This is a genomic window from Micromonospora sp. WMMA1998 (assembly GCF_027497375.1).
Lineage (GTDB): Bacteria > Actinomycetota > Actinomycetes > Mycobacteriales > Micromonosporaceae > Micromonospora > Micromonospora sediminicola.
In genome coordinates this window covers 2,338,137-2,354,098 of sequence record NZ_CP114911.1, presented here as the reverse complement: position 1 = coordinate 2,354,098, position 15,962 = coordinate 2,338,137, and the positions used below count along the sequence as shown (strand labels likewise).

11 protein-coding genes and 1 pseudogene are annotated in these 15,962 nt (G+C 75.3%); 6 read left to right on the top strand and 6 right to left on the bottom strand.

Features of this window, described 5'->3' with window-relative positions:
- Positions 1 to 942: 942 nt before the first annotated feature.
- A pseudogene (locus tag O7600_RS30110) lies at positions 943 to 1,761 on the bottom strand (serine/threonine-protein kinase); the annotation flags it as partial.
- A gap of 124 nt (positions 1,762 to 1,885) precedes the next feature.
- On the opposite strand from O7600_RS30110, the gene O7600_RS10210 reads away from it, so the two are divergent.
- Positions 1,886 to 2,086, top strand: a complete 201-nt coding sequence (locus tag O7600_RS10210) for a hypothetical protein (protein WP_091573186.1) — start codon at positions 1,886 to 1,888, stop codon at positions 2,084 to 2,086.
- Positions 2,083 to 2,880, top strand: coding sequence for a site-2 protease family protein (locus O7600_RS10205; RefSeq protein WP_281593376.1), 798 nt, complete (start codon positions 2,083 to 2,085; stop codon positions 2,878 to 2,880). Before O7600_RS10210 ends, O7600_RS10205 begins: the two co-directional genes overlap by 4 nt.
- A 43-nt stretch (positions 2,881 to 2,923) precedes the next feature.
- Here O7600_RS10205 and O7600_RS10200 read toward each other — a convergent pair whose 3' ends face one another.
- Entirely contained in the window at positions 2,924 to 3,922 is a 999-nt protein-coding gene (locus tag O7600_RS10200; RefSeq protein ID WP_281593375.1) for an aldo/keto reductase family protein, read from the bottom strand.
- A gap of 44 nt (positions 3,923 to 3,966) precedes the next feature.
- Positions 3,967 to 4,620: a helix-turn-helix domain-containing protein gene (locus O7600_RS10195; RefSeq protein ID WP_174529815.1), complete on the bottom strand. Its 654-nt coding sequence runs from the start codon at positions 4,618 to 4,620 to the stop codon at positions 3,967 to 3,969.
- Between the two features lie 82 nt (positions 4,621 to 4,702).
- On the opposite strand from O7600_RS10195, the gene O7600_RS10190 reads away from it, so the two are divergent.
- Positions 4,703 to 5,182 (top strand): cupin domain-containing protein, encoded by a 480-nt coding sequence (locus tag O7600_RS10190; RefSeq protein WP_281593374.1) that lies wholly within the window; start codon positions 4,703 to 4,705, stop codon positions 5,180 to 5,182.
- Positions 5,183 to 5,189: 7 nt separating this feature from the next.
- On the opposite strand, the gene O7600_RS10185 is transcribed toward O7600_RS10190, so the two are convergent.
- Entirely contained in the window at positions 5,190 to 7,448 is a 2,259-nt protein-coding gene (locus O7600_RS10185; protein WP_281593373.1) for a WG repeat-containing protein, read from the bottom strand.
- 3,737 nt (positions 7,449 to 11,185) lie between these two features.
- Here O7600_RS10185 and O7600_RS10180 point away from each other — a divergent pair.
- Genes O7600_RS10180 through O7600_RS10170 form a run of 3 tightly spaced genes read left to right on the top strand, consistent with a single transcriptional unit; the run spans position 11,186 to position 13,831 of the window.
- Positions 11,186 to 12,037, top strand: a complete 852-nt coding sequence (locus O7600_RS10180; RefSeq protein WP_348651370.1) for an ABC-2 family transporter protein — start codon at positions 11,186 to 11,188, stop codon at positions 12,035 to 12,037.
- Positions 12,030 to 12,848 carry an ABC-2 family transporter protein gene (locus tag O7600_RS10175; RefSeq protein WP_281593371.1) on the top strand — a complete coding sequence of 273 codons (819 nt, stop codon included), beginning with the start codon at positions 12,030 to 12,032 and terminating at the stop codon, positions 12,846 to 12,848. The genes O7600_RS10180 and O7600_RS10175 overlap by 8 nt, the downstream gene beginning before the upstream one ends.
- Positions 12,845 to 13,831 carry an ATP-binding cassette domain-containing protein gene (locus O7600_RS10170; RefSeq protein WP_281593370.1) on the top strand — a complete coding sequence of 329 codons (987 nt, stop codon included), beginning with the start codon at positions 12,845 to 12,847 and terminating at the stop codon, positions 13,829 to 13,831. Before O7600_RS10175 ends, O7600_RS10170 begins: the two co-directional genes overlap by 4 nt.
- Before the next feature lie 33 nt (positions 13,832 to 13,864).
- Here the strand turns inward: O7600_RS10170 and O7600_RS10165 are convergent, their stop codons facing one another.
- Together O7600_RS10165 and murA are read right to left on the bottom strand one after the other, a co-directional pair.
- Positions 13,865 to 14,473 (bottom strand): DUF3043 domain-containing protein, encoded by a 609-nt coding sequence (locus O7600_RS10165; protein ID WP_281593369.1) that lies wholly within the window; start codon positions 14,471 to 14,473, stop codon positions 13,865 to 13,867.
- Positions 14,474 to 14,543: 70 nt separating this feature from the next.
- Positions 14,544 to 15,899 carry a UDP-N-acetylglucosamine 1-carboxyvinyltransferase gene (murA, locus tag O7600_RS10160; protein WP_091573192.1) on the bottom strand — a complete coding sequence of 452 codons (1,356 nt, stop codon included), beginning with the start codon at positions 15,897 to 15,899 and terminating at the stop codon, positions 14,544 to 14,546.
- Positions 15,900 to 15,962 lie beyond the last annotated feature (63 nt).

Sequence of the window (15,962 nt, the reverse complement as noted above, 5' to 3'; positions counted from 1 at the left end):
GGGCCGGGGGTGGTCGGGTCAGTCGCAGTGTTCGAAGGGGCTCGTGTAGGTGGCGTCGGGGGTGGAGCCGCCCCACTTCACGCAGACGCCGGCGGCGGTGGCCCGGACCGGGCCGGCGTAGTACTGGTAGCCGCCGCTCTGGGTCTGCCGGGCCCTGCCCTGGACCTCCAGGTACGTGGTCACCGTGGTCACCCGGCCGACGTCGGCGTCCTTGAGCGTCACCACGCAGTTGGCGCCGGACGCGGCGCTGTAGAGCAGATAGACCCGTCCCTGCCGGCTCCCGCCGGCGGTCAACGTGGCCGAGTCGATCACCTGGTAGCCGCTGCCGCACACCTGCGTCGCGGTGTACGGGTTCGCCTTCGGCGCCGCCGTCGGGCCGCTCGTCGGGGCGGGGGCGCCGGTGCTCGGCGCCGGTTCGCTCGGTGGCGTGGCGGTGCGGCTCGGCGTGGCCGACGGGGACCGGCCGGGCCGCCCCGCACGGCTCGGGCTCGGCGTCACCGCACCGGCGTCGGCCGCCGTCGGCGCCACCGGGTCGGCGACTGCCGACTCCCCGGCCAACGCGGTCGGGCCGGGCCCCGGACCCGGCTCGTCGGGGGAGCGCAGCGCCGTCACGGCCACCGCGACCAGCACCGCGACCAGGACCAGACCGGCCGCGCCGGCCAGCGCCACCGTCCGCCGCCCGCGTCGCGCCGGCTCCTCCCGCGTCGCCGGCCCCTGATCCGACCCCGCCGACGAAGGGCCACCCGGGCCGGACCTCGGGTACGGGTCGCCCGCTCCGGACGACGGGGACGCGGCGCCCGTACCCCGGCTCGGGGGGCCGGTCGGCGCGGACGCCGGGCTCGCGAGATCGGCCGGCGCGGACACCCGGCCCGGTTCGGCGGGGCCGCTCACCGCCCACGGCGGGCGCGGCGGGGCCGGTACGACGGCCAGCGTGGCGTCGCGGGCGTCCCGCGCGTCCTCGGCCAGGGCCAGCCCGGTCGGGAAGCGGTCGCGCGGGCTCTTCGCCAGCGCACGTCGGACCACCTCGACCACGGCTGGGGGCGTGGTCGGCGGCAGCGGTGGCGGCTCGTCCTGCACGTGCCGCATCGCCACCCGCAGCGGGTTGTCGCCGTCGAAGGGCGGGCGGCCGGCCAGGCAGAAGTACGCCACCGCGCCGAGCGCGTACACGTCGGTGACCGGCGAGACGGGCTGGCCGGCGGCCTGCTCCGGGGACATGTACGAGGCGGTGCCGAGCACCATGTGGGCGGCGGTGATGCCGGCCATGGTGCTGGCCCGGGCGATGCCGAAGTCGACGAGCACCACCGTGCCGTCCCGCTTCACCAGCAGGTTGCCCGGCTTCACGTCCCGGTGCACGATGCCGGCGAGGTGGGCGGCGTGCAGCGCCTGCGCGGCCTGCCCCACCACCGACATGGTGGACGCCGGGTCGAGCCGGCCGGCCTGCCGCACCCAGCTCGACAGCGGCTGGCCGTCGACGTACTCCATCACCAGATAGCTGACCTGGCTGCCGTCGGCGAGCACGGCCGAGCCGAAGTCGTGCACCTGCACGATGCCGGGGTGGCGCAGCGCGGCCAGCATCCGGGCCTCGGCGTGGAACCGGGTGGTGAACTCCGGGTCCGCGACCAGCGACGGCAGCAGCACCTTCACCGCGACGGCCCGGTCCAGGAGCGTGTCGGTGCACCTCCACACGGCGCCCATGCCGCCGGTGGCGATGCGTTCGTCCAGCCGGTACCGCTCGCTGAGCACCACTCCCGAAGTCAGCACCGCGACACCGTACCGGCCGGCGACCGGCATGATCCATGTGGCGGCGGGCCGTCGCGCGGCGGGCCGACTAGGCTTGCGGGGGTTTGGCGTCCCACGGGGCGACGGCGGCGAGGGGAGACGCGGCATGGCGTGGAGCTGGCGGTACGAGGGCACGAACGGCGAAGCGGTCGACGGGCCGGCTGAGTCGTTCCCGAATCAGGCCGATGCCGAGTCCTGGATCGGCCAGACCTGGCGGGAGCTCGCGACGTCCGGCGTCACCACCGTCTCACTGGTCGAGGACGACCGGGTGGAATACCGGATGAGCCTGCAGCCCCCGGCCGAATGACCGGCTACGACCGCCCGGGCGACCCGCTGGTGCTCGGGGTCCCCCGGGCGGCGTTCCGACCCAGCCCGATCTTCCTGGCGCTGGTCGCGCTCTTCGTGGCCAGTGGCGTGATGACCTGGAACCGGTACGGCAACGTCCGGTTCGACGTGTTCCTCTTCGTGGTGTCGGGCTGGCTGGTGTCGCTCTGCCTGCACGAGTACGCCCACGCCGTGATCGCCTACCGGGCCGGCGACCGGGACATCGCGCACCGCGGCTACCTGACGCTCAACCCGCTGAAGTACACCAGCCCGCTGCTGTCGATCGTGCTGCCGGTGGTCGTGGTGCTGCTCGGCGGCATCGGCCTGCCCGGTGGCGCGGTCTGGGTGGACCGGCACGCCATTCCCGGCCGGCTGCGCCACTCCCTGGTCAGCCTGGCCGGGCCGGCCACCAACGTGCTGTTCACGCTGGTGCTGGTGGCGGCGCTGACCTGGGGGCCCGACCTGGGCGGGCCGCTGGAGTTCTGGGCCGGCGTCGGGCTGCTCGCGTTCCTCCAGCTCACCGCCAGCGTGCTCAACCTGCTGCCGGTGCCGGGCCTGGACGGCGGCAACATGATCCAGCCCTGGCTCAGCCCCGCCTACCGGCGGATGTACGACCTGTTCGCCCCGTACGGATTCATCCTGCTCTTCGCGCTGCTGTGGAGCCCGCAGATCAACCGGGTCTTCTTCGGCGGGGTCTTCGCCGTCGGCGAGGCGCTCGGCCTGCCCCGGGAGCTGTACCAGCTCGGGTTCTACCTGATCCGCTTCTGGCAGGGCTGACGCCGTCCCGGGCCGACGGTGACCGCCGGCCCGGGACCGGGCGTCACGGACGCTGGGCCGGGCTCTCGGTCTGGGCCGGGTCCCGCTCGGTGACCGGCTCGACGATCTCGTCGATCGCCTTGAGCAGCTCGGCGTCGAGCTTCACGCCGGCCGCCTTGACGTTGTCGTGCACCTGCTCGGGCCGGGACGCGCCGATGATCGCCGAGGCGACGTTGGGGTTCTGCAGCACCCAGGCGACGGCGAGCTGCGGCATGGTCAGCCCGGCCTGCTCGGCCAGGGGCTTGAGCCGCTGCACCCGGGTGAGCACGTCGTCGGTGAGCCACTTGGCGATGAAGTCCGCGCCGGACTTCTCGTCGGTGGCGCGCGAGCCGGCCGGCGGCGGCTGACCCGGCAGGTACTTGCCGGAGAGCACGCCCTGGGCCATCGGCGACCAGACGATCTGGCCGATGCCCAGCTCCTCGCTGGCCGGGACGACCTCGGTCTCGATGACCCGCCACAGCATCGAGTACTGCGGCTGGTTGGAGATCAGCGGGATGCGCAGCTCACGGGCGAGCGCGTGGGCCTCGCGCAGCTGCGACGCCTTCCACTCCGAGACGCCGATGTAGTGCGCCTTGCCGGAGCGTACGACGTCGGCGAAGGCCTCCATCGTCTCCTCCAGCGGGGTGCTGTAGTCGTAGCGGTGGGCCTGGTAGAGGTCGACGTGGTCGGTCTGCAGGCGGCGCAGCGAGCCGTCGATCGACTCCATGATGTGCTTGCGGGACAGGCCCCGGTCGTTGCGGCCCGGGCCGGTCGGCCAGTACACCTTGGTGAAGATCTCCAGGCCCTCGCGGCGCTCGCCGGCGAGCGCGCGGCCGAGGACCGACTCGGCGCGGGTGCCGGCGTAGACGTCGGCGGTGTCGAACGTGGTGATGCCGCTGTCGAGGGCGGCCCGCACGCACGCGACGGCGGCCTCCTCCTCGACCTGCGAGCCGTGGGTGATCCAGTTGCCGTACGAGATCTCGCTGACCATCAGGCCGGAGCGGCCCAGGTGTCGGAATTCCATGCTTCCGACCCTAGTCCCGCCCGCCGGCCGGTGCCGCGCGGCGCTCACGCCGGCAGCAGCGCGTCCCGCATCCGGGCGCCGAGCCACCGGCGGAAGCTCTCCTCGGTCCACCCGCACCGGTGCACCAGCGCCGCGTAGTGCGCCGGGTCGTTGTAGAACCACAGGCCGTCCACGGCGCGCTCGGTGTCCGTGTCCGGCCGCAGCGGACCGTCCAGGGTGAGCAACCGGTCGACCACCATCCGGGCACCCGCCCGGCGGTTGCGCAGCAGGGTCTCCCACAGCTCGGCCACCTCGGGCGCCTCGTCCGCGGCCCGGCGCACGGTCTCGAACGCGCCGGCCGCGCGGTGGCCGATCAGTGTGCAGACCCCGGCGTACGCGTCGAGCACCCCACCCTGGTCGGGCGCCTCCCAGACCGGTTGGAACCACGGACGCCGGGCCACCGGCACCGGCTCGTCGTCCCCGGCGAGCGCCTCGTCGAGCACCTGTCGCAGCAGCGCGGCCTTGGACCCGAACGCGGCGAACACGGTGGGCCGGGCGACGCCGGCCTCGGCCGCCACGTCGGCCAGCGACGTCGCCGCGTATCCGCGTGCGACGAACAGCTCGGTCGCGGCCCGCACCACCGCCTGCCGGGTGCGGCGGGCGTTCTCCTCGCGCACCGGGGAGCGGTAGGGGCGCTTTCCGTCCTTGACTCCAGCCATGACGTCGCGATACTAACCGTATATTCACAAGACCGCTGGCTATCGAATAATGCCCGGTCCATCGGAAAGGCCGGGAGGCCCCATGTCCATCCGTCCCTACCTGCTCGGCCCCGACGACGGCGAGGCCCACTGGTTCCTCGGCAGCCTGTGCACCGTGAAGGCCGGTGGCCGGCACACCCGGGACCGGCTCACCGTCGCCGAGTTCGTCAACCCGCCCGGCTTCGCCCCGCCGCTGCACCGCCACCAGGTCGAGGACGAGATGTTCTACGTACTCTCCGGCACCGCCCGGTTCCACTGCGACGGGCAGAGCCTCACCGCCGGCCCTGGCGACTTCGTCCTGCTGCCGGTGGGGCTCGCGCACAGCTTCGTGGTCGGCCCCGACGAGCCGCTGCGCGCGCTCCAGATCACCACACCCGCCGGGTTCGAGCGGTTCGCCGCCGAGGCCGGCGTACCGGCGCCGGAACGCCGACTGCCCGACCCCGGCCCGGTCGACCCGGCCGCGCTCGGGCACGCCGCCACCCGCAACGGCATCGAGTTGCTGGGGCCCCCGCCGACGGCGTGAGACCGGGTCAGAGCACCGGGCTGGCGTCGGTGAGCAGCCGGTCGATCTCGGCGGCGACCTCCGCGCGGGCCCGGTGCACCGGATCGATCAGCGGCTCACCGCGCCGGTCCAACGCGCCCCACCGCCCCGACTCCGTGGTCACCAGGAACGCCACCGGGTGCACCACCAGCGTCGGGTACGCGGGCGCCACCACCACCCGGCCGCCCCGGTCCACCACGCCCCGGCGGCCGGCCAGCTCGACCACGGCCAGCCCGTCGGAGGTGAAGCCGTCCAGGTGCCGGCCGTCGGCCAGCGACGTGCCCAGACCGTGGTAGCGGGTCGGCACCACCACCGCCCCGGTCCGGTCCACCGCACCCCAGCCGCCGTTCTGCCGGACCGCCGCCAGCCCGTTGCGGAACGGCCGGGCCTCCTCGTACCCGGGTGGGATCTTCACGATGTTCATCTGGTCGACGGCCATCCACCGGCCCTTGCCGTCCATGGACACCCAGGACAGTCCCTCGGAGAACGGGCCCACCGCCCGGTAGCCGTTGTTCGCCTCGATCAGCGCCGCGCCGGCGCTGTCGATGAGCGCCCAGCGGGACGCCTCCGGCCGACGCACCCAGGCCAGCCCCTCGTGGAACGGCTGGGCCTCCGCGTACCGGTAGCCGACGACCAGCTCGCCGTCGGCGTCCGCGTACCCCCAGAGCTGCTGCTCCTCGTCGAACGTCGGCACCGGCCAGCGCGGCGTGCCGAGGATCTCCTCCCGGGTGCGCGGCGCCGGACCGAAGCCGCCGTCCGCGGCCCGCTCGGCCACCGCGTCGAGCGCGACCACGGTACGCGCGTTGAGCGGCCCGTCCTCGCCCTGCCGCAGGTCCAGCGCCCGCTCGAAGTGCAGGCACGCCTCGGTCAGCCGACCCTGGTCGAAGCAGCAACGTCCGGCGTGCTCGTGCAGCAACGCGCGCAGCCGGTCGGGCAGCTCCGGCGAGTTGGCCTCGGCGAAGAGCCGGTCGGCCTCCGCGTGCTCCCCACGCCAGCGCAGCACCTCGGCGAGGCGGGCGCGGGCCAGCGCGGTCCGCCGCAACTCACCGGTGGCCTCCGCGTACGTGAGGGCGAGCCGAGCGTCGGCGACCGCGTCGTCCAGGTCCCCGAGGACCCGGGACGCCACCGACCGGAGGCTGAGCAGCCGGGCCCGGCTGCGGTTGTCCAACGCGGTGTCGAGCTTGCCGGTGAGACCGTCCCGGATCCGCCGCAGCTCGTCCGGGTCGGGGGCCTCCTCGCGCAGCGTCCCCGGGTGCAGCCGCCACCCCACGGCGGCCAGTGCCTGCTCCGGGTCCACCGGCGGCGCCGGCTCGGGAGCGGACGCCTCGGCCTCCGGTCCCGCCTCCTGGGCACCCGAACCCGCCGGCCCGCCCGAACCGGCGTCGACCGTCGGTCCCTCGCCCGCCGCCGCGTCGCCCCGCACCGGCTCCGCCGGGACCCCGTCCGGCTCCCCGCCGTGTGCGCCGGTCACCGCGTCGTCCTCGGTACGCGCCGAGGCCCCGACGGCGCCGACCTCGGCCGTGGTCGCGCCCCGGTCCGCGCCGGCGTCGGTCCCGTCGGTCGAGGTGTCGCTGTGCTCCGCGGTGGTGCCGGGCGCTGTTGCCGGGGTGTCCTGGCCTGCGGTGGTGCTGGCCGGTGTCGTCGGGGCGTTCTGGTTCGTGGTGGTGGTGGTCGGTGCGTCGGTGCTCCCGGAACGGGTGGCACCGGCCGAGGCGAACGAGGCGGGCGTCGGCGCCGGGCCCGCTGGCGACGGCGAGGGCGCCGACGCCGGAGCGGGTGGTGCGGAGGTGGGGCGCGGCCCGTCGCCGAGGACCGGTTCGGTCGTCGTCCCGCCGTACCCGGTGGGGCTCGGCGTGCCGGGCCCGGGTGTCGGCGGCCGCGGCTCCGCGCCGGGCCGGGACGCGTCGGTCCGCGGGGCCTCGACCGTGGTCGCGGAGTCCGGTACGGCGGCCGCCACCCCGGCGGCGTTCGGTTCCGGAGGCTGCGGGACGCCCGCCTCGCTGACGGGCGGGTCCGTGACGCTCGGTTCCGGGTCGGTGCCCTCGGCGATCGCCCGCTCCGCAAGGGCCCCGTCCGTTGCGGCCCGTTCCGTCGCGGTCTCCGCCGTCGCGGCGAGCAACTCGGCGGCCTGCTCGGTCGCGGCCTGCCCCGGGTGGGCCGGTGCGATGGTCCGGTGCTGCTCCACCCCGTTCGCGGTGTCGCCGGACCTCGCCGAACCGGTGCGCCCGGCCGTGTCGACGGAAGACACGAGATCACGGGCGTCGACGTGGGATTCGGCCGCTTCACCGGTGGCCCCCGACTCGACCGGTCCGCGGAGGCCGACCAGCTCCCCCTCCGCCCCCGACTCCTCACCCGCGCGAGATCTTGGAAGGAATAGGCCCTCATAGGGGCCGGAATCTTCCAAGATCTCCGGTGGTGCCTCTGCCGCGGGGGCGAGGGCGGCCCGGCCGGTGGAGGTGGACGGGGACGGCGGCTCCGCGAGGTCGACCGGCCCCACGGAAGCGACCGGCCCCACGGAAGCGACCGGCTGCGCGAGAGCGGGCGGCGGTACGAAGTCGGCCGGCTTCGTCGGTTCGGCCGGGTCCACGGGGCCAACGGGCCTGGCCGGGTCACCGAGGTCGGCCGGGTTCGGGGAGCCGGAGGGCTTGCCGAGGTTGTCCGGGTGCCCGGGGTCGGCCGGGTTCAGGGAGGCGGCGGGCGTCATGGGGTCGGCCGGTTGCCCGGGGTGGGCCGGGTGCATGGGGCGGTCCGACTGCGCGGGGGTGGCCGGCCTCGTCGCGGCGGTCACCGGCTGGTCGGCCTCCCGCACGACGCCGGCGAGGGTGGCCCCGCTGTGGCGGTCGCCGGAGGGCGGGAGGCCCGTCGGCTCCGTGGCATGGTGGGTGTCGGCCTCGACCGGTCGGTCGGCTCCGGGACGGTCGGCGCTGTCCGCGGGCCTGGACTCGGCCGGAGTGGACCCGGCAACCGTCGCGTCCAGGTCCGCGGGTCGCGTACCCGCCTCCTGGTCCTCGGGGGCCGTCGGTCGGTTCGGTCGGAACCAGGCTTCCGCGCCGGCGTCCGCGGCCTGCGGTGCGGGACCTGTCCCCGCCACGGAATGCCCGCTGCCGGCCTGGTCCGGCCGCTCCTCGACCGCTCGGCCGTCCTGCGTTCGGCCCGGCCGCTCGTCGACCCGGTCGGCGTTCGCGCCCGCCGGAGGTTGACCGTTGTCCGTCGGTGGGGTCGACCGGGTCGGTGCGCCGGCCCGAAGGTCGGCTGCGGCGCGGGGCTCGGGCCTCGTCGCGGAGCCGGGACGGTCGGTCGTGCCCACCTGCGGGCCGGTGGCCGGTCCCCGCTCCGGGCCGGTGGCCGGTCCCCGCTCCGGGCCGGTGGCCGGTCCCCGCTCCGGGCCGGAGGTCGTGTCGGTCCCGGCCCCGCTGACCGTGCTGTGGGTCGTATCGGATCCGGCCCCGGTGACCGGGCCTCGGGCCGTTCCGGTCCCGGTCCCGGTCCCGGTGACCGTGCCGCGGGCGGTGTCGGACCCGGCGCCCGCGACCGTGCTGTGGGTCGTGTCGGTGCGCGCCCCGGTGACCGGGCCCTCCTCGGGCCGCTGATCCGCACCCGGCTGCGGCCCGCCAGGCGCTCGGGGGGTGGGTGGGGTCGCCGTCTCCGGGCGGCGGTCGGCGGGTGGGGCCGGGGCGGTGTCACGCGGGTGAGCCTCGGCGGGCCCGGTCGGTGCGGGCACGGGCGCGCCGCTTCCGACGGTCGGGGTCGACGAGGGGCCCGGGTAGACGGGCGGTGCCGGGCGAGCCGGCGGGGCCTGGGTCGGGCCCGGCCGGGCGGTCGGGCGCGGGTCCGGGCGATCCGCGTGCCGGGTCGACGCCGCTGGCGGGACAGGCGCGCCGGACCCGTCCGTCGGCGGGGCGGACCTGCCGGCGTCCGTCGGCGCGGCCGGCTCGACGGAGCGGGGAATCGACGGCACGGGTCCGGTTCCGGACGCGTCACGGACGGGCGCGGCCGGCGTCGGACCGGCGGACACCCGCCGGTCGGGCTCGGCGTCGGCTGGACGACGGGCCTCGTCGTAGCGTCCCGATCCCACCGACCGGTGCGGGTCCTCCGGACGCGTCGGCGGTACGGGACGTGCCGGCACGCCCTCGGCGCCGGACACGGTCGGCCCCTCGCCGGGGCGCACCGGTGCTGCCGTCGGCGTGATCCCGTCCGGCCGTCCCGCGGCGGGCCGGGGTCGGGCGTCGTCGGGCCGGGTGCGAGCGGCGGGCTCGACCGGAGCCGCTCCCCGGGCGTCGGGGACACGGATCGACGGATGTCCGTCCGGCCGTGCCGGCCACTGCTCGGACCGGTACTCGGCGCTCGCGGCGACGTCGGGCCGTCTGCCGTCCTGCTCCGGCTGCGGTCGGCCGGACCCGGGCCGGCCCGAGGTGGCCGGCGGCCGAGAATCTCGCGGCTCCGGGCGGGTGCCGGGCTGACCGGCGTGCGGGGACCGAGGGTCGCGTGGGTCCGGGCGGGTGCCGGGCTGGTCGGGGCGGCGACCGTCGGGGCGTGCGCCGTCGACGGGCTGGGCCGGGTATCCGGGCGGCGTCGGGCGGGCCACCGGCGGGCGGTGCCGCTCGTCGGGCCGGTAGGCGGCGGGCTCGACACGTGGACGCGGCTCGACGACCGGCCACTCGCCCTGGTGGGAACGGGCCCGGTCGGCGGGCGGGCGCTGCCCGTCCCACCGCTGGTCGGCGGCGGGGCGCGGAGGGCCGTACCGGTCGGGCTCGGTGCGGGGGCGCCCGTTCTCGGGCGCCTGGCGGTGGGTCTCGGGGTACGCGGCGGCATCCCGGCGCGGCGCGGCGTCGTCCCACCGGCTGCCCGCCGGCTCACGCCGCTCGGCCGGGGGACGGGCCCCGGGGTCACGCCAACCGTCGCGGCCGTCCCGCTCCGGCGACGCCGTCGGATGGTCCCGCCGGTCGACCGGCCGACCGGGACCGGCCTCACGTCGACCGTCGAGGGACGCCTCCCGGTGGCCGTGGGGGAGGGCGTCCCGACGCGGGTCGGACGCCGGACCGCGGCGACCGTCCGGGGTGGTCTCGTGGCCGTCCCCGGCGACACGTCGGCCGTCCACCGGGCGACGGCGCTCGGCCCAGCCCGGGCCGGCGTGCGGGACCTCGTTCGGCTCCGGCACCCAACCCGGCTCGAATCCGGGTGGGGCCGGTCGATGCGACGCCGCGGCGGGACGTACCCACCGCTGGTCGGCGCGCTCCGGGCCGGGCCGGTGCCGCTCCTCGGGCCAGGGCCGCCGGTCGTCCGGGCCCGGTCCGTCCGGACGACCGTTCCGGTCGCGCGGCCCCGCGCCGCCGGGGTACGACCCGCGCGAACCGTCCGCTGCGGCCGGACTCACCGGGTACGACGGACGGGCCTCGCGTGGTCCGGCGGGGCTGACCGGGTAGGTGCCGCGCGGTCCGGCAGGGCTGAGCGGGTAGGCCTCGCGCGGTCCGGCGGGGCTGACCGGGTAGGTGCCGCGCGGGCCGGCGGGGCTGGTCGGATCGGCCTCGCGCGGTCCGGCGGAGCTGACCGGGTACGAGCCACGCGGGCTCGCGGGGCTGACCGGGTACGCGTCGTCGGGGCGGGGCCCGGCGGGGCTGACCGGGTGCTCGACACCCGGAGCGGGGCTGACCGGGCGTACCTCGGCGCGTCCGACCACGGCGCGACGGCGGGGCGGAGGCGTCAGGTTCTCGAGGCCGATGTCGCCGGGGTAGCGCTGTCCGGGGAACTGCGGCTCCCACTCGTGGGTGGGCTCGGCGGCCCAGGCCGGTTCGGCCGGCTCGCGCCAGCTGCCCCAGCCACTCATCGGCAGCCCCTCCCGCCGCTCGCGCGGCGCGGCCCCGGGGCCGGCTCGCGTCGCTCGCTCACGGCGGTGTCACCTCGTTGGAAATTGTCGCGCTGGGCACCGGACGTGCCGGTAGAGTCGCCCGGTCCAGCACGTCGTGGCTGCGGAAGGAGGGTAACGGCGTGGGCTCGGTCACCGCCACTGTGGGACCACCCACGGACGCACACGTTACCCCATGGTTTCGGACATTCGGCGCGATAGTGGCGGCCGGCTTCCGCCGGTACGCGACCTACCGCCAGGCCGCCGTGGCGGGCGTCGTCACCAACACCGTGTTCGGCTTCCTGCGCTGCTACATCTTCCTCGCCGCGACCGGTGCGGCCGGCACCGTGGCCGGTTACGACCGGGCGCAGCTCGCCACGTTCGTCTGGGCCGGGCAGGGTCTGCTGGCGGTGATCGCCATCTGGGGCTGGACCGACCTGGCCGACCGGATCCGCACCGGCGAGGTGGCCGCCGACCTGCTGCGGCCGGTGCACCCGGTGACCAGCTACCTCGCGGTCGACCTCGGCCGGGCCGGGTTCGCCGCGCTGGCCCGGCTGGTGCCGCCGCTGGTGGTCGGCCCGCTCTTCTTCGCCGTCTACCTGCCCCGGCGCTGGGCCACCGTGCCGTTGTTCCTGCTCTCCACGCTGCTCGCCGTGGTGGTCTGCTTCGGCTGCCGCTACCTGGTCAACGCCACCGCCTACTGGCTCCAGGACGTCCGTGGTCCGATGATCCTCTGGACGCTCGGCTCGGGCGTGCTGGCCGGGCTCTACTTCCCGCTGGGCTTCCTCCCCGGCTGGCTGGAGGCGACGCTGCGGTACGCCACCCCGTTCCCCAGCATCCTGCAGGTTCCGCTGGACGTACTGGTCGAGCGCGAGCCGATGTCGACCGGTCTCGGCCTGGTCGGGCTGCAACTGGTCTGGGCGGTGCTGCTGCTGGCGCTCTGCCGGCTGGTCCAGCGCCGCGCCGAGCGCCGCCTGGTGGTGCAGGGTGGCTGAGGCTGGCGCTGGCGGCGCGCTGCGGGCGTACCGGGCGCTGCTCGGGGCGCAGGCCCGCTCGCAGGCCGCCTACCGCACCTCGTTCGTGGTCGACCTGGTCGGCAACCTGGGCGCGACCGTGTTCGACGTGGTCACCGTCCTGGTGATCTTCGGAGTGACCCGGGAGCTGGGCGGGTTCACCCTGCGCGAGACGCTCGTCGTGGTCGGGCTGTCGTCGTGCGGCTTCGCCGCCGCCGATCTGCTGGTCGGCAACATCGAGCGGCTGCCCCGGTACGTCCGCACCGGCCTGTTCGACGCCGTGCTGGTCCGCCCGCTCGCGGCGCTGCCCCAGCTGCTGCTGATGGACCTGCCGCTGCGCAAGGTGTCCCGGGCCGTGTTCGGGCTGGCCGTGCTGCTGTACGCGCTCGCCTCGGCGGGGATCGACTGGACCCCGGGCCGGGTGGCGCTGGCCGTGGTCGCCCCGCCGGCCGCTGTGGTGTTCTTCGCGTCGGTCTTCGTCACCTGCGCCACGGTGTCGTTCTACTGGGTCGACTCGGGGGAGATGGCCAACTCGGTGACCTACGGGGGGCGCGACTTCACCTCGTACCCGATCACCGTCTACGGCGGCTGGTTCCGCGCGCTGTTCGCGTACGGGATGGGGTTCGCCTTCGTCAGTTACCACCCGGCGCTGGCGCTGCTCGGCCGCGCCGACCCGCTCGGCCTGCCGCCCTGGGTGGGGTGGGCCTCGCCGGGCGTCGCGCTGGTCGCGGCGGCGGTCGCCGCCCTGGCCTGGCGCGTCGGGATCCGTCACTACCGGAGTACGGGGTCATGAACGTCATCGAGATGGACGGGCTGCGCAAGGAGTTCACGGTCCGGGTCCGGGCCGGGGCGTTGCGCCGGGAGAAGCGGACGGTGACCGCTGTCGACGGGGTCGACCTGCGGGTGGAGCGCGGCGAGATGCTCGGCTACATCGGGCCGAACGGCGCCGGGAAGTCGACCACGCTGAAGATGCTGACCGGGGTGCTGATGCCCTCGGCGGGCCACGCCCGGGTCTGCGGGCTGCGGCCGGTGGCCGACCGGACCCGGTTGGCGTTACGTATCGGGGTGGTGTTCGGGCAGCGCTCGCAGCTCTGGTGGGACCTGCCGCTGCGGGAGTCGTTCGACCTGCTTCGGCACGTCTACCGGGTGCCGGCCGCCGCGCACGCCGCCCGGCTGGCCCGCTGCCGGGACCTGCTCGACCTGGACGCGTTCCTGGACACCCCGGTCCGGCAGCTCTCCCTCGGTCAACGGATGCGCGGCGAGCTGACCGCGGCGCTGCTGCACGGCCCGGAGGTGCTCTTCCTGGACGAGCCCACCATCGGGCTGGACGTGGTGAGCAAGCAGGCGGTCCGGGGCTTCCTGGCCGAGCTGGGCCGGGCCGGCGACACCACGCTGGTGCTCACCACGCACGACCTGGCCGACATCGAACGGCTCTGCCGGCGGCTGGTGGTGATCGACCACGGGCGGGTGGTGCACGACGGCTCGATCGCCGAGCTGCACCGCCGGTACGGGTCGCGCCGGATGGTGGTCGCCGAGCTGGACGCCGCGCTGCCGCAGCCGCCGGTGCTGCCGGGCGCGCCGGTGCAGCGGGTGGAGGCGGACGGCCGGCGGCTGGTCTTCGCGCTGGAGGCGGCGAGCGTGGCGGAGGTGGTGGCGGGGCTCGCCGGCCTGGCCACGCTGCGGGACATCTCGATCGTCGAGCCGGACATCGAGGAGGTCGTCACCCGGCTCTACCGCAGTGAAAGGAAGGGCCCCCTCTTAACGCCTGGCGTATAGGAAGGGGCCCCGCTTAACGCGTGTGCGCGCCGGTCAGACCTTGTCGCCGATGTTGACCCGGGGGGCGGGGGCGCGCATCTTGCGGAACGTGATCGACCGCATGATCGCGTAGAAGTAGAGCGACCCCAGCTTCTCGGTGCTCTTCGGGAAGCGCTCGCGGACCAGCTTCTTGATCTTCCGGGCGATCAGCACGGAGTCGATCAGCACGCCGAGGGCCAGCGCGCCCCAGAGCAGGTTCGACACCAGTCGCACCTGCGGCGGCATGGCCTGGTTGGAGCCGACCAGCACGATCAGCGCGCCGCCGAAGAACCAGGTGCCGACCGTACGCCGGGAGTCGACCACGTTGCGGGCCAGCAGCCGCTCGGGGCCCCGGTCGCGTGGGCCACCCTCGCGGCGGAACTCGGCCGCGGCCTCGGCGCGCGCCGCGCGGCGCTGCTCCCGGGCCTCCTCCTTGGTCAGCGCGCGGGCCGGGGCGGCCGGACGGCGACCGGCGGCGGGGCGCTTCGGAGTGGTCTGCCCGAGCTCCTTCTTGCTGGGCGTGTAGCCCCGGGAGCGGACAGCGGCGGACTCCTCGTCGGTCGTCACCGGGGTGACGGACTCCTCGACGAGGTCGGCTGACTTGCGACGAAACAACGACGGCACGCCGGCAAGGGTAGCCAAACGCGTCGGCCCGGTGCACACGCGGTGCACCGGGCCGACGGAGAAAGCGTGATCAGGGGCGCTCGACGTGCGCGCCGAGGTCGGCCAGCTTGGCCTCGAAGTCCTCGTAGCCGCGGTTGATCAGGTCGACGCCGTACACCCGGGAGGTGCCCTCGGCGGCCAGCGCCGCGATGAGGTGGCTGAACCCGGCCCGCAGGTCCGGGATGACCAGGTCGGCCGCGTGCAGCTTGCTCGGGCCGGCGATCACCGCGGAGTGCTTGAAGTTGCGGCGGCCGAAGCGGCACGGGGTGCCGCCGAGGCAGTCCCGGTAGACCTGGATGTTGGCGCCCATCGTGTTCAGCGCCTCGGTGTAGCCGAGCCGCTGCTCGTAGACCGTCTCGTGGACGATCGACAGGCCCCGGGCCTGGGTGAGCGCGACCACGAGCGGCTGCTGCCAGTCGGTCATGAAGCCGGGGTGCACGTCGGTCTCCAGCGCGACCGCGTTGAGCTCGCCACCCGGGTGCCAGAACCGGATGCCACCCTCCTGACCCGGGTCGCCGAGCTTCGGCGGCCGGGCGTCGGTGACCTCGTACTCGCCGCCGACCGACCGGAAGATGTTCAGGAAGGTCATCATGTCGGCCTGCTGCGCGCCGAGGACCTCGACGTGGCCCCGGGTCGCCAGCGCCGCCGCCGCCCAGCTGGCCGCCTCGATCCGGTCCGGGATCGGCCGGTGGGTGTAGCCGTGCAGCTTCTTGACGCCCTGGATCTCGATCACCCGGTCGGTGTGGACCTTGATGATCGCGCCCATCTTCTGCAGGATGCAGATCAGGTCGATGATCTCGGGCTCGACCGCCGCGTTGCGCAGCTCGGTGACGCCCTCGGCCATCACGGCGGTGAGCAGCACCTGCTCGGTGGCCCCCACGCTCGGGTACGGCAGGGCGAACTTGGTGCCGTGCAGCCCGTTCGGCGCGGACAGGTGCAGCCCCTCGGGGGTCTTCTCGACCGTGGCGCCGAACTCGCGCAGCGCCTGGAGGTGGAAGTCGATCGGGCGGGGGCCGATGTGGCAGCCGCCCAGGTCGGGGATGAAGGCGTGGCCGAGCCGGTGCAGCAGTGGGCCGCAGAACAGGATCGGGATCCGGCTGGAACCGGCGTGCACGTTGATCTGGTCGGTGCTGGCGCTCTCGACGTTGGACGGGTCGAAGACCAGCTCGCCGTCCTCGGTGCCGTCGGTCACCTTCACCCCGTGCAGGCCGAGCAGCCCGCGGACCACCTCGACGTCGCGGATCCGCGGCACGTCGAACAGTCGGCTGGGTGTGTCGCCGAGCAGGGCGGCGACCATCGCCTTGGACACGAGGTTCTTCGCGCCGCGCACGCGGATCCGCCCTTCGAGCGGAGTGCCTCCGTGTACGACCAGGACGTCGTCGGTCAACGCAACCTCCAGCGCGTTGGGTGCTGCCGTGTAGGTGAGGGTCTGCGAAGTGCATCGCTACCC